13 protein-coding genes are annotated in these 13,222 nt (G+C 70.3%); 4 read left to right on the top strand and 9 right to left on the bottom strand.

Annotated elements, in window-relative coordinates; all coding sequences use genetic code 11:
* From K6I33_RS20870 to K6I33_RS20865, 3 genes are all read left to right on the top strand, one after another.
* Positions 1–576 (top strand): ATP-binding protein (locus K6I33_RS20870; RefSeq protein WP_229354978.1); only part of this gene is annotated, 576 nt, incomplete at its 5' end.
* The gene (locus K6I33_RS36645) at positions 573–851 is read left to right on the top strand and encodes a DUF6255 family natural product biosynthesis protein (RefSeq protein ID WP_374285419.1); all 279 of its coding nucleotides are present in this window, start codon (positions 573–575) and stop codon (positions 849–851) included. The genes K6I33_RS20870 and K6I33_RS36645, both read left to right, overlap by 4 nt.
* Positions 799–1,614 carry a bifunctional 2-polyprenyl-6-hydroxyphenol methylase/3-demethylubiquinol 3-O-methyltransferase UbiG gene (locus K6I33_RS20865; protein ID WP_229354976.1) on the top strand — a complete coding sequence of 272 codons (816 nt, stop codon included), beginning with the start codon at positions 799–801 and terminating at the stop codon, positions 1,612–1,614. The genes K6I33_RS36645 and K6I33_RS20865 overlap by 53 nt, the downstream gene beginning before the upstream one ends.
* 70 nt (positions 1,615–1,684) lie before the next feature.
* Here K6I33_RS20865 and K6I33_RS36640 read toward each other — a convergent pair whose 3' ends face one another.
* Entirely contained in the window at positions 1,685–2,782 is a 1,098-nt protein-coding gene (locus K6I33_RS36640) for a TerD family protein (RefSeq protein ID WP_275126741.1), read from the bottom strand.
* Between the two features lie 145 nt (positions 2,783–2,927).
* Here K6I33_RS36640 and K6I33_RS20855 point away from each other — a divergent pair, with 145 nt between their 5' ends.
* On the top strand, positions 2,928–3,284 hold the full coding sequence (locus K6I33_RS20855) for a zinc ribbon domain-containing protein YjdM (protein WP_229354974.1): 357 nt from the start codon (positions 2,928–2,930) through the stop codon (positions 3,282–3,284).
* Between the two features lie 83 nt (positions 3,285–3,367).
* Here the strand turns inward: K6I33_RS20855 and K6I33_RS20850 are convergent, their stop codons facing one another.
* The 8 genes from K6I33_RS20850 to K6I33_RS20815 form a co-directional block, all read right to left on the bottom strand.
* Positions 3,368–4,651 (bottom strand): thymidine phosphorylase, encoded by a 1,284-nt coding sequence (locus K6I33_RS20850; RefSeq protein ID WP_229354972.1) that lies wholly within the window; start codon positions 4,649–4,651, stop codon positions 3,368–3,370.
* 96 nt (positions 4,652–4,747) lie between these two features.
* A complete protein-coding gene (locus K6I33_RS20845) occupies positions 4,748–5,143 on the bottom strand; it encodes a cytidine deaminase (RefSeq protein ID WP_308297249.1) in 396 nt (131 codons plus the stop codon).
* On the bottom strand, positions 5,140–6,432 hold the full coding sequence (locus K6I33_RS20840; RefSeq protein WP_374285407.1) for an ABC transporter permease: 1,293 nt from the start codon (positions 6,430–6,432) through the stop codon (positions 5,140–5,142). Before K6I33_RS20840 ends, K6I33_RS20845 begins: the two co-directional genes overlap by 4 nt.
* Positions 6,429–7,535 (bottom strand): ABC transporter permease, encoded by a 1,107-nt coding sequence (locus K6I33_RS20835; protein ID WP_229354962.1) that lies wholly within the window; start codon positions 7,533–7,535, stop codon positions 6,429–6,431. Before K6I33_RS20835 ends, K6I33_RS20840 begins: the two co-directional genes overlap by 4 nt.
* Positions 7,532–9,310: an ATP-binding cassette domain-containing protein gene (locus K6I33_RS20830; protein WP_229354995.1), complete on the bottom strand. Its 1,779-nt coding sequence runs from the start codon at positions 9,308–9,310 to the stop codon at positions 7,532–7,534. Before K6I33_RS20830 ends, K6I33_RS20835 begins: the two co-directional genes overlap by 4 nt.
* Before the next feature lie 209 nt (positions 9,311–9,519).
* Entirely contained in the window at positions 9,520–10,548 is a 1,029-nt protein-coding gene (locus K6I33_RS20825; RefSeq protein ID WP_229354960.1) for a BMP family protein, read from the bottom strand.
* Between the two features lie 132 nt (positions 10,549–10,680).
* Positions 10,681–11,919, bottom strand: a complete 1,239-nt coding sequence (locus K6I33_RS20820) for an amidohydrolase (RefSeq protein WP_229354980.1) — start codon at positions 11,917–11,919, stop codon at positions 10,681–10,683.
* Positions 11,920–12,025: 106 nt separating this feature from the next.
* On the bottom strand, positions 12,026–13,213 hold the full coding sequence (locus tag K6I33_RS20815; protein ID WP_374285414.1) for a hypothetical protein: 1,188 nt from the start codon (positions 13,211–13,213) through the stop codon (positions 12,026–12,028).
* Positions 13,214–13,222: the final 9 nt, after the last annotated feature.

The raw sequence follows: 13,222 nt of genomic DNA, 5'->3' as shown, positions 1-13,222 counted from the left end.
CACCCCGACTGCACCCTCGCCTTCCCACCCCACCCCGCATGGGTACGGGCCGCCCGCGAAGCGATCCGCACCCTGCTCACCGCGACGCGGCGGCCGGACCTCGCCGACGCGGCCGTGTCGCTGACCTCGGAGGCGGTCACGAACGCGATCAACGCCTGCCAGGCGAAGGCATGCCGCTCGCCGATCACGCTCAGCGCGGAGTGGGCCGATCCGCAGCACCTCCGGGTGTTCGTGCACGACGGCGCGGCGGGCCTGCCCGTCCGCCGTCGTCTCGCCTCCCTGGAGGACGAGTCCGGACGCGGACTGCTGCTGATCGAGCACGAGTCGGACGCCTGGGGCGTGTGCACGCACGGGCCCGGGCCGGGCAAGGCGACGTGGTTCGTGCTGAGCGGCCGGACCCCGAGCCAAAGCGACAGGCCCGCGAAGTCGCCGGTCGGGTGCGTGGAGTGCAAGGAGCTCACCGCCGCGCGGCACGCGGCCGGTGCCGACGGGGACCAGGAATCGGTCACGGACGCCATCGTCGCCATCCGCAGTCACTTCCGTGACGCGCACATCCTCCCGGCGTGGACCCAATGACCGCGCCCCACCACTCCGCCTGTCGAAATCACCCGGGCTGGGCCCACTCCGGTGGTGAATCCCGCTGCCACACCTGTGGCGTTCGCCGCTTCACGACGTACGGCGCGCTGCGCCCGCCCGGCCTGCCCGCCGCCATATCCCCGCGCCGCCGGGACCGGCGCGAGGCGGACCGGGCGGCGGCGCTCCATGTCATGCGGGGGCCGGCGGCGGCACCATGGGGCCATGACCGAGAATCCCATCGGCCGCGCCGACGATCGGCGCGTCGCCTTCGGTGAGGCGGCCGAGCAGTACGACGCCGCGCGGCCCGGCTATCCGGACGAACTCGTCACCGACGTGCTGGAGTTCGCAGGGCCGCAGGGCGTGGACGCGCTGGAGGTCGGCGCGGGTACGGGAAAGGCGACGCTCGCGTTCGCCGCTCACGGCATCACGCTGACCTGCCTCGAACCCGATCCCCGGATGGCGGCCGTGCTGGCCCGGCACTGCGCCGCTATGCCTCATGTCACCATCGAGAACGTCGATTTCGAGAGCCGAGCCGCCTCGGGACGGCGATTCGGGCTGCTTCTCTCCGGCCAGTCGTGGCACTGGGTCGACCCGGAGGTCCGCTGGAGGCGGGCGCGGGAGTTACTGCTCCCGGGCGGGGCGATCGCCCTGTTCTGGAACGACTGGCTGGTGGCCGACGAGGCCCTCCGGCACGAACTGAGGGCCGTGCACCACCGCCACCTCCACGGGCTGCCGCCGCACTCGATCGTCGACGTCCAGCCGCGCGAGTCGGTCATGGCCCCGAACTCCTGGGTGTGGGAGGAGTTACGGGACCAGGAGGACTTCACCGACCTGGAACACCGCCTGTACCTCTCACGGCACACCCGCACCACGGCCGGGACCGTCGACCTGCTGTCGTCGCTCTCCTCGTACCTGATCCTCACGGAGGAGACCCGTCGGGCGCTGTTCTCCGATGTGTCACGGACGATCGACGGCCACGGCGGCGGGCTCGAACTGGAAACGCGGACGGGCCTCTTCCTGGCCCGCACCACGGCGTGAGGAGCCCCCGGGCTCGGGGACTCCGGGGGCTCCTCCGCCGGCTCCGGGTGTCAGCCGGTGACGGCCGGGGTCAGTCTTCCTCGTAGTAGTTGTTGATGACCACGTCCGGCTCGTCGTCGCTCATCGCCTCGTTGAGGAGCGCACCGCCGACGAGGCCCGCCGCGCCCGCGCCGATGAGGGCGCCGGTGCCGAAGCGGCGGCCCTGCTGCTGGCCGCCCTGCTGCTGCGGGTAGCCGGCGGCGGGCTGCTGCTGGGGGTAGCCCTGCTGGGCCTGCTGCGGGTAGCCCTGCTGGACCGGCTGGGGGTAGCCCGCCTGGGGCTGCTGCGGCGTGTAGTACGGCGGCGGCGTGGTCTGGACGCGCTGGGCGCAGCCACCGCAGGTCTGGACCTGGCGGGGGACGCCCCACTGCGGGGACCACAGGACCGTCGTCATGCCGGGGCCGTGGCTCGGGTCGAAGAAGCACGTCACGGTGGAGCTCCCTGATGCGAAATCGATTACGGAGGGTGTGGATACAGCGGCCGGAGCCGGCGGGGCCGGCGGGACGGGCGGGGCCACTGCGGCCGGCGTCGGCGGCTGCGCCGCCGTCGCCTCCCTCAGCACGTCCACGCCGTAGTCCGTCGCGATGCCCGCAAGCCCGGACGCGTACCCCTGCCCGATCGCGCGGAACTTCCATTCCGCGCCATGGCGGTAGAGCTCGCCGAAGACCATCGCGGTCTCCGTCGAGCCGTCGCCCTTCAGGTCGTAGCGGGCCAGCTCGCGGCCGTCCGCGCGGTCGACGACGCGGATGTGGGCGCTGTCGAGCTGGCCGAAGGTCTGGCGGCGCTGTTCGGCCTCGTAGAGGGAGACGGGGAAAACTATCTTCGCCACCGTCTCCGGGACTCTCGCGAGGTCGACCTGGATCTGCTCGCGGTCCTCTCCCCCGGACGGGGTCGCGTCACCGGAGTGGGTGACCGAACCGTCGGGGCTGCGGAGATTGTTGAAGAAGACGAAATGCTGGTCGGAGAGGACCTTCCCGGCCCGGTCGCACAGCAGGGCGCTGGCGTCCAGGTCGTAGTCGGCGCCCGCGGCGGGACGGACCCGCCAGCCCAGCCCGACCGTCACCGCAGTCAGGCCGGGGGCCTGCTTGGTCAGCGACACATTGCCGCCCTTGGTCAGGGGCACACCCATGTACTTCCTCCACAAACCACTGTCCCGGTCCCCGTCGCCATGATCAACGGGGCATGCGCTCTCACAGTTCCTGGCTTGCGCAATATACAAAATGAGAGCCGGGGCTCCGCGCGCGCGGGTCCTTGCCCTGAAATATCCTTTCTCCGTGAACGAGACCCTCCCCCCGTGCCCCGAGTGCTCCAGCGCCTACACCTACGAGATGGGCGCCCTCCTGGTCTGCCCCGAGTGCGGGCACGAGTGGACGCCCACCGCCACGAGTGACACCGGCGACGCCGCCGAGGAGGGGGTCATCCGCGACGCCGTCGGGAACGTCCTCTCCGACGGCGACACCGTCACTGTCGTGAAGACCCTGAAGGTCAAGGGCCACCCGACCGGCATCAAGGCCGGCACCAAGGTCCGCAACATCCGTCTGGTGAGCGGCGTCGCCGGGCACGACATCGACTGCAAGATCGAGGGCTTCGGCGCCATGCAGCTCAAGTCCAGCGTGGTCAAGAAGGCCTGACCCCCCGCGAGCAGAGCGAAAGCCCCCGCCGGAAGTCCGGCGGGGGCTTTCAGTGCGTCAGCGGCGCTTACGCGCTTGCGCGCTTACGCGATGCGGTCGAGCACGATCGGGTTCGGCGTGAAGGCCGTGCCCGCCGGGGAGATCTCGACGCCGCCCTCAAGAGCCTTGAGCGCGTAGTCGAACTTCTCCGGGGTGTCGGTGTGCAGGGTCATCAGCGGCTGGCCCGCGGTGACCGTGTCGCCCGGCTTGGCGTGCATCTCGATGCCCGCGCCGGCCTGCACCGGGTCCTCCTTGCGGGCGCGGCCCGCGCCCAGGCGCCAGGCGGAGACGCCGACGGCGTAGGCGTCGAGCTTGGTGAGGACGCCGGACTCGGCGGCCGTCACCACGTGCTGCTCACGGGCGACCGGCAGGGTGGCGTCCGGGTCGCCGCCCTGGGCGATGATCATGCGGCGCCAGTGGTCCATCGCGGAGCCGTCGGCGAGGGCCTTGGCCGGGTCGGCGTCCTTGATGCCGGCCGCGTCGAGCATCTCGCGGGCCAGGGCGATGGTGAGCTCGACGACGTCCGCCGGGCCGCCGCCCGCGAGGACCTCGACGGACTCGCGGACCTCGAGGGCGTTGCCCGCGGTGAGGCCGAGCGGGGTCGACATGTCGGTGAGCAGGGCCACGGTCTTGACGCCGTGGTCGGTGCCGAGGCCGACCATCGTGGAGGCGAGCTCGCGGGCGTCCGCGAGGTTCTTCATGAAGGCGCCGGAGCCGACCTTCACATCGAGGACGAGGGAGCCCGTGCCCTCGGCGATCTTCTTCGACATGATGGAGGAGGCGATCAGCGGGATGGCCTCGACCGTGCCCGTCACGTCGCGCAGGGCGTAGAGCTTCTTGTCGGCGGGGGCCAGGCCGTCGCCGGCGGCGCAGATGACCGAGCCCACGTTGCGCAGGACGTCCATCATCTCGTCGTTGGAGAGCAGCGCGCGCCAGCCGGGGATGGACTCCAGCTTGTCGAGCGTGCCACCGGTGTGGCCGAGGCCGCGGCCGGAGAGCTGCGGGACGGCCGCGCCGCAGGCGGCGACGAGGGGGGCCAGCGGAAGGGTGATCTTGTCGCCGACACCACCGGTGGAGTGCTTGTCCGCGGTGGGCACGGGCAGGGACGAGAAGTCCATGCGCTCGCCGGACTTGATCATCGCGGCGGTCCAGCGCGCGATCTCCGCGCGGTCCATGCCGTTGAGCAGGATGGCCATCGCGAGCGAGGACATCTGCTCGTCGGCGACCTCGCCACGCGTGTAGGCGTCGATCATCCAGTCGATCTGCTCGTCGCTCAGACGACCGCGGTCACGCTTGGTGCGGATAACGGAAATGGCGTCCATCGGCACATTTTCCTTAAGTTCGTGCGTCCTCAGGGCTTCCCGGGGCCGGAAAGTGACCCGGACGGGCTGAAGCATCAGCCCGTCCGGCGCTTAGGAACATCTTTAACGATTCAGGTCGGCGGGCCCAAACGCGTCGGGGAGGAGCTCGGCGAGCGGGCGGATGCCCTTCGTCGTGTCCACCTCCAGCTCGGGGCCGCCGTGCTCCCAGAGCAGCTGACGGCAGCGGCCGCACGGCATCAGGATGTTGCCGTGGCGGTCGCAGCAGGTGAAGTGGGTCAGACGGCCGCCGCCGGTGGCGATCAGCTCGGAGACCATGCCGCACTCGGCGCACAGGGCGACGCCGTAGGCGGCGTTCTCCACGTTGCAGCCGGTGACGACGCGGCCGTCGTCGACCAGGGCCGCCGAGCCCACGGGGAAGTTGGAGTACGGGGCGTAGGCCCGGGACATGGCGTCCCGGGCCTGCGCACGCAAGTCCTCCCAGTTCACGGAGGAGGTCACTTGCCCTGACCCTTCCGGTACGGCTTGCCGTCGGCCTTGGGCATCCGCAGGCGTTGCGCGGACAGCGACAGGACCAGCAGGGTCGCGACGTACGGGGTGGCGTCGACGAACTCCAGCGGAACGGTCTTGGTCAGCGCGTACCAGAGGACCAGGGCCGCCGCGACGACACCGCTGATGATCGCGGGCTTCTTCCTGCCCTGCTTCAGGCGCCACAGGGCCAGGCCGGCCAGCAGCACCGCCACGAGCAGCAGCAGGGCGTGGACGGTCGGGCCGCCGGAGCGCAGCTGGAGGCTGTCCATGAAGCCGAACAGGCCGGCGCCCATGGCGACGCCGCCCGGCCGCCAGTTACCGAAGATCATCGTGGCGAGACCGATGTAGCCACGACCGCCGGTCTGGCCGTCGGAGTACATGTGGGTGCCGATGGCGAGGAACGCGCCACCGAGGCCGGCCATACCGCCGGAGACGATGACGGCCGCGTACTTGTACTTGTAGACGTTGACGCCGAGGGACTCGGCGGCCACCGGGCTCTCGCCGCAGGAGCGCAGGCGCAGACCGAAGGCCGAGCGCCACAGCACGAAGAACGTGCCGACGAACAGCAGCGCGGCGACGATCGTCAGCCAGGACACGTCGGAGACGAGACCGTCGAGGACACCGGCGACGTCGGAGACGAGGAACCAGTGGTGCTTCTCGATCGAGTGGAGCCAGTCCGAGAGGCCCGGGATGGAGAAGTTGGGCATGTTCTCCATGACCGGCGACTGCTTGTCGTTGCCGCCCGCCTTCTGCGCGGCGCTGCCCTCGGCGCCGAACCACATCTTGGCCAGGTACTGGGTGACGCCCAGGGCCAGGATGTTGATCGCCACACCGGAGATGATGTGGTCGACGTTGAAGGTGACGGTCGCGATCGCGTGGATGAGACCGCCGACGGCACCGCCGACGACGCCGGCGAGGGCCGCCACCCACGGGCCGTGCTGCCAGCCCATCCAGCCGGCACAGAACGTGCCGAGCATCATCATGCCCTCGAGGCCGATGTTGACGACGCCGGCGCGCTCGGCCCACAGACCGCCGAGACCGGCGAGGCCGATGGGCACGGCGGCGGCGAGGGCGCCGGAGAACTGACCGGAGGAGGTCAGGTCGTTGGCACCGGTGATCTCGCGGAGGGCGGCCAGCAGGATCATCGCGCCCGCGATGACCATCAGGACGACGGGGGTGGAGAGCTTGCCCCGCTTGTTGTCCGGCCTGTTCCTACCGGACAGCTTCTCCGCGATGGCGGAGGTGAAGGTGGTGCTCACGCGGAAACCTCCGCCTTGTCGCTCTTACGGGCCTGGGCGGCGAGTTCCTCGCCGACCTTGCGCTGCTGGGCCTTGAGGCCGTACCGGCGCACGATCTCGTAGGCGATGACGACGCACAGGACGATGACGCCCTGGATCACGCCGACGATCTCCTGGGCGTAGCCCTCGAACTCCAGCTGGGTACCGGTCCGCTCCAGGAAGCCCCAGAGCAGGGCGGCGAGCGCCATGCCGATGGGGTTGTTGCGGCCGAGCAGCGCGATGGCGATACCGGTGAAGCCGATGCCGGCCGGGAAGTCGGTGCCGTAGTTGTACGACACGCCGAGCAGGGTCGGCATGCCGACGAGACCGGCGATGGCACCGGAGAGCAGCATGGAGGTGATCACCATGCGCTTGACGCTCACGCCGGAGGCGTGGGCCGCGGACTCGGACCGGCCGACGGTGCGGAGGTCGAAGCCGAAGCGGGTGCGGTTGAGGACGAACCAGTAGGCGAGGCCGGCGAGGGCGGCGATCACCACGAAGCCGTAGAGGGGCTTGGGCTGGGTCGGGATCTCGAAGAAGTGCGCCGAGTCGGGCAGGTAGGGCGTGTGGATCAGGTTGCCCTCCTTCTCCGCGAGGCGGCCGTCCTGGAGGAAGTAGCCGATCACCGAGGCGCCGATGGCGTTCAGCATGATCGTGCTGATGACCTCGTTGACGCCGCGGGTGACCTTCAGCAGACCGGCGATACCGGCCCAGACGGCGCCGATCGCCATCGCGACGATGATGATCACCGGGATCTGGATGATGCCCGGCATCGTCAGCGCGCCGCCGACCACGGCGGCGAAGAACGCCGCGATGCGGTACTGGCCGTCGACGCCGATGTTGAACAGGTTCATCCGGAAGCCGATGGCCACGGCCAGCGCGGACAGGTAGTACGGCGTCGCCTTGTTGACGATCCAGACCTGGCTGTCGGCCTTGGAGCCGAAGTCCACCATCACCTGGTAGGCGTGGAAGGGGTCCTTGCCGGTGGCCCCGATGATGATCGAGGTGATCAGCAGCGCGGTGACGATGGCCAGGGCCGGGGCGGCGAGGCCAAGGATCAGCTTGTTCTTGTCGAACTTCTTCACTTCGAGTCACCGCCTTCCGGGTTCTCGTCGTTCTTCTTCTCCGAGGAGGGCTCCTCGGAGGACTTGTCGTCCTTGTCGGCGTCGGCCTTGTCGGCGTCCTCGCCCTTGGCCGGCTTGTCGGCCTCGGCCGGGGCCTCCGGGTCCGCCGGGGCCTCCGGGGCGTCCCCGGAATCCGAGGGCTCCGAGGGCTCCGAGGCCTCCTCGGCGCCCTCCTCGTGCTCGAGGTGGCCCGAGGCCGCGCCCGTCATGGCCGAGCCCAGCTCCTCCGGGGTGATCGTCGCGGGGTCCGCGTCGGCGACCAGACGGCCGCGGAACATCACCCGGAGGGTGTCGGAGAGACCGATCAGCTCGTCCAGGTCGGCGGAGATCAGCAGCACCGCCAGGCCCTCGCGGCGCGCCTCGCGGATCTGGTCCCAGATCTGCGCCTGCGCGCCGACGTCCACGCCCCGGGTGGGGTGCGCGGCGATGAGGAGCTTGGGGTTGTGGCTCATCTCGCGGCCGACGATCAGCTTCTGCTGGTTGCCGCCGGACAGGGAGGCCGCGGTGACCTCGATGCCAGGCGTACGGACGTCGTACTCGCGGACGATCCGCTCGGTGTCCTCACGGGCGGCCTTGGTGTCGAGGAGCCCGCCCTTGCTGTTGGGCTTCTCGGTGACGTGGCCGAGGATGCGGTTCTCCCACAGCGGGGCCTCCAGCAGCAGGCCGTGGCGGTGGCGGTCCTCGGGGATGTACCCGATGCCGCCCTCGCGGCGCTTGCGCGTGGGGGCCTTGGTGATGTCGGCGTCGTCGAGGGTGACGACACCGCCGTCCGGGGTCCGCATGCCCATGATGGCCTCGACGAGCTCGGCCTGACCGTTGCCCTCGACACCCGCGAGGCCGAGGACCTCGCCCTTGTGGATGGTGAAAGAGATGCCGTCGAGCACCGCGCGGACCACGCCGTCGGAGTCGGTGGCGGACAGGTGGAGGCCGTCGACGGTGAGCATGGGCACGTCGGTGACCGTGGACTCACGGGTCTCCGGCGAGGGCAGCTCCTCGCCCACCATCAGCTCGGCGAGCTGCTTGGGCGTGGTCTGCCTGGGGATCGCGGTGCCGACGGTGGTGCCGCGCCGGATGACGGTGATGTCGTCGGCGACGGAGAGCACCTCGCCCAGCTTGTGCGAGATGAAGATGACCGTCAGGCCCTCGGCCTTGAGCTCGCGCAGGTTGTCGAAGAGCGCGTCAACCTCCTGGGGGACCAGGACGGCGGTGGGCTCGTCGAGGATCAGGGTGCGGGCACCCCGGTAGAGCACCTTGAGGATCTCCACGCGCTGGCGGTCGGCGACGCCGAGGTCCTCGACGAGGACGTCGGGGCGCACGCCCAGGCCGTACGCGTCGGAGATCTCCTTGATCTTCGCGCGGGCCTTGTTGCCGATGCCGTGGAGCTTCTCGGCGCCGAGGACGACGTTCTCGAGCACGGTGAGGTTGTCGGCGAGCATGAAGTGCTGGTGCACCATGCCGATGCCGCGCGAGATGGCGTCGGCGGGGCTGTGCAGGGAGACCTGCTCGCCGTCGAGGGTGATGGTGCCCTCGTCCGGCTTCTGCATGCCGTAGAGGATCTTCATCAGGGTCGACTTGCCGGCGCCGTTCTCGCCGCAGAGGGCGTGGACGGTGCCGCGGCGGACCGTGAGGTGGATGTCGTGGTTGGCCACGACACCGGGGAACCGCTTGGTGATGCCCGCGAGCTCTACCGCCGGTGCGGCTGGCTCCTTCTTGGGCTCTTCGGTGGACGCTTTGATGGCGCACTCTCCTCGGGGAAGGGAGCGGGAGGAAAGCCGGACCAGCCGTGCGGGGGTCGGAGGGTTCGGCGGGGCGGGGGCGACGCTACACGCGTCAACGCTGTGCTACGCGCGTAGCGTTGGCTCGTATGTACGGGCCCGGCGGCGGGGGAGCTCCCCCGCCGCCGGGCCCGCTGTCATGACGGACCGGTCGAAACCGGTCACTCACGTCACGGGGCGGTGCGGACCTTGACCTGGCCGTCCACGATCTTCTTCTTCGCGGCCTCGATCTTGTCCTTGATGTCGTCGATCTGACCACCGGAGGTGGCCAGCGACACGCCGCCGTCCTTGAGCAGGTAGGCGTGCGGGCCCGTGAGCGGCTTGCCGTCCTTGACGCTCTTGATGAGGTCGAAGACCGCCACGTCCACGTTCTTCACCACGGAGGTGAGGATGGAGGTCTTGTACTTCTCCAGGCCGGGCTGCTGGTACTGGTCGGAGTCGACACCGATCGCCCAGGCGCCCTTCTGGCCGGAGATGGCCTCGATCGAACCGTTGCCGGAGAGACCGGCGGCGGTGTAGATCACGTCGATGCCCGAGTCGAGCATGCCCTTGGCCTTGTCCTTGGCGGCCGCCGGGTCGTTGAAGCCCTTGTCGTTGTTCGGGTACAGGTACTGCGAGGTGACCTGGATGCTGGAGTCCGTGTCCTTCGCACCCTGCTCGAAGCCCGCCTGGAACTTCTGGATGAGGGCGTTGTTCACACCACCGATGAAGCCGACCTTGTGGCTCTTGGACTTCAGGGCGGCGGCGACACCCGCGAGGTAGGAGCCCTCGTGCTCACCGAAGGTGATGCTGTCGATGTTGTTGCCCGGGGCGACCGAGTCGACGATCCCGAAGGTGGTCTTCGGGAAGTCCTTGGCGACCTTCTCGATCGACTTCGAGTAGTTGAAGCCGACGCCGATGACGGGGTTGTACCCGGACTCGGCGAGGGAGGTCAGCCGCTGCTCGCGGTCGGCCTCGGTCTCACCGTTCTTGGCGGTCATCAGCTTGCTCTGGACACCGAGCTCCTTCTGGGCCTTGTCCACGCCACGGGCGGCGGACTCGTTGAAGGAGTGGTCGTCACGGCCGCCGACGTCGAACGCCAGGCCGACGCCCTTTCCGCCGCTGCTGGACTCGGTAGAGGACTCACCACAGGCGGTGAGAGTGAATGCGAGAGCCGCGGTGCTGATGCCCGCGACGGCGATAGTGGATACCCGGCGCACGAGGGGCCCCTTCACTCGAAGCGCCTCCATTGGCGCTGTCTTTCGCGGGCATCGTAACGCGCGTAGATACAGATAAAAGGGGTGCTAGGAAGCCGTTATCGGATCGTCGTCAACCCTTCTTGACCCGAATGCCTACATTCGGTTGCCGTCCAGCAATGCTGCGGCGGTAAAGAGCTCCACCCCCACGGCGATCGCTTCCTCATCAACATCGAAATCGCCGCAATGCAGGTCACGGGGGGTCGTATCCCCCACCGGACGCACTCCGAGCCGGGCCATCGCACCCGGTACGTGCTCGAGGTACCAGGAGAAGTCCTCGCCGCCCAGGCTCTGCTCGGTGTCCTCCAACGAGTACCTCCCCCGGCGGGCGGCCATGGCGCGCCGGAGCAGCCCGGTGACCTCGGCGTCGTTGACCACGGGCGGGACGCCGCGGATGTAGCTGATCTCCGACTTGGCCCGGTGGAGCGCGGCGACCTCGTCGACGGCGGCGTGCACCAGGTCGGCGGCCTCCCGCCAGGCGTGGAGGTCCAGGCAGCGGACCGTGCCGGAGAGCTCGGCGTGTTGCGGGATGACATTGGGGGCGTGCCCGGTCTCCAGCCGGCCCCAGGTGAGGGAGAGCCCCGAGCGGGCGTCGGCCCGCCGGGCGAGCACGGCCGGGACGTCGGTGGCGACCCTGGCGGCGGCCGTCACCAGGTCGGTGGTGAGGTGGGGGCGGGCGGTGTGACCGCCGGGACCGGCGAGCTTGACCTCCAGCCGGTCGCAGGCGGAGGTGATGGGGCCGGTCCGCAGGCCCAGCCGGCCGACCTCGACCTTGGGGTCGCAGTGCACGGCGATGATCCGGCCCACGCCGTCCAGCGCCCCGCACTCGATCGCGTCGAGCGCGCCGCCGGGCAGCACCTCCTCGGCGGGCTGGAAGATCAGCCGCACCGGATTGGGCAGCAGCCCCTGCTCGGCCAGGTCGGCCAGGACGAGGCCCGCGCCCAGGACGACGGTGGTGTGGACGTCGTGACCGCAGGCGTGGGCCATCTTGGGGATGGTCGAGCGGTACGGGACGGTCTTGGTGTCCGGGATGGGCAGCGCGTCGAGGTCGGCGCGCAGCGCCAGGACGGGCCGCCGGCCGCCGGTGGCGGCGGAGGCCGCGCTGTCCCGCCCGATGTCGCAGATCAGCCCCGTGCCGCCCGCGAGCGTACGCGGTCTGAGCCCTGCCTTCTCCAGCCGCGCCCGGACCTGTGCGGTGGTGCGGAACTCACGGTTTCCCAGCTCCGGGTGCATGTGCAAGTCGCGCCGGAAGGCGATGAGTTCGCTGCGCAGCCCGGGGGGGAGCAGACCGGGGAGTTCGCGGTCGGTGGTTTCGGGATCGGCTTCGCAGGGCATCAGATGATTCACCCTGTGAAGAGTAGAGCCCCGAATGGGGCAACTGTCCCTCGATCGCGAAAAGTTCAGCCGCATGGATGGGTCCGTCGAGGGGTATGACCCGTATTTACGGCGTACCTTCGGCGACACGCCCCGACGGAACGGGCGCGTACGGTACGCGGCGTACGGCGCGGGCGCTGCCGGTGACTCCGGAGAGGAAACCTTCGGCCCGGGGTGAGGCGTGGTCGGTGAGCCAGGAGGGGTTGATGTCACAGACGGCGACGGTGACCCCGGTGCCGGCGAGGGCCGCGGGCAGGGTGTGGACGACGGTGGAGGGGAAGCTCAGCACCGTGCGTCCGATGGGCCCGCGCCGGGCGATCAGCTCCAGCGGGAGCTCGGGGCGGACGACCTCCAGCCCCAGCTCCGCGGCTATGCGGCGGAGCTTGTCGGTGCTCTCGCGGCGGTGGGCGAAGTAGCGGGTGGCGCCGTGGGCGCGGGCGAGGGCGGCGACCGCTTCGAGATAGCGCTCGGGGTCCACCACCCCGGTCTCGACGAGGGAGGTGCCGACGAGGTCGGTGCCCCTGGTGAGGGTGGGTGGGCCATGGGTGGCCCGGGTCCAGGCGAAGTCATTGGCCGTGACCGTCACTCCGGGTGGCGGTTCCACGGGCATCGAGGTGAAGATTTCCACCGAACGGTGGGCGTTCGGAGTGAGTTTGCGGCGCGCTGATGCCGATACGGGCGCGAAGACGATGTCGCGCGCCCCCGGGGTGGCGTCCCGCCGGTGCCAGCGCACGAAGCGTTCACCCCGGGCGAGTTGGGAGACGAACTCCATGGTGGCGGTGCCGTCGTCCACCACGATCAGCTCCCGCGCCCGGGTGATGGTCAGCAGCAGCTGGACGTAGCGCGAGAACGGGTCGCCGATGACGACGCGCCGCGCCCGGCGCAGCGGCCCGGCGAGCGCCCCGACGGTGGCCACGGGCGCCCCCGGCCCGCCCCGGGCCTCCTCCCAGCGCACCCGGTGGCCCTGGTCCCGGGCCAGTTCGGCCATGCGCCGCAGCTGGCCGCGGGTCATGGGGTCGTGCGGGGCGAGGACGACGACGAGCAGATCGCCGCCGAGCGGGGTGATGTCCCGGGTGCCGGGCTGGCGCGGCACGCCCTCGCACAGCGGCCGGGGCTCGGGCTCGCACGGCGGCCGGGGCTCGGGGCCTTCGGAGCCGAAGGCGGGGCTTTCGCGGCCGAAGGCGGTGCGCCGCCCGGCGTGGTACGCCCATTCGAGGACGTTCAGCAGCTGGACCGGGCTCTCGACGAAGGCCAGGGTGGGGGC

The organism is Streptomyces sp. UNOB3_S3 (genome assembly GCF_020740895.1).
In the GTDB taxonomy this organism is placed as follows: Bacteria; Actinomycetota; Actinomycetes; order Streptomycetales; family Streptomycetaceae; genus Streptomyces.
Note: the sequence above shows the minus strand (reverse complement) of the source record. Positions and strands in the feature narration are given on the sequence as shown.

Excerpts from the sequence above, each read along its gene's own strand:
- K6I33_RS20865 (WP_229354976.1), top strand. The coding sequence starts at position 799 with ATGACCGAGAATCCCATCGGCCGCGCCGACGATCGGCGCGTCGCCTTC.
- K6I33_RS36645 (WP_374285419.1), top strand. The coding sequence starts at position 573 with ATGACCGCGCCCCACCACTCCGCCTGTCGAAATCACCCGGGCTGGGCC.
- K6I33_RS36640 (WP_275126741.1), bottom strand. The coding sequence starts at position 2,782 with ATGGGTGTGCCCCTGACCAAGGGCGGCAATGTGTCGCTGACCAAGCAG.
- K6I33_RS20820 (WP_229354980.1), bottom strand. The coding sequence starts at position 11,919 with ATGCCCTGCGAAGCCGATCCCGAAACCACCGACCGCGAACTCCCCGGT.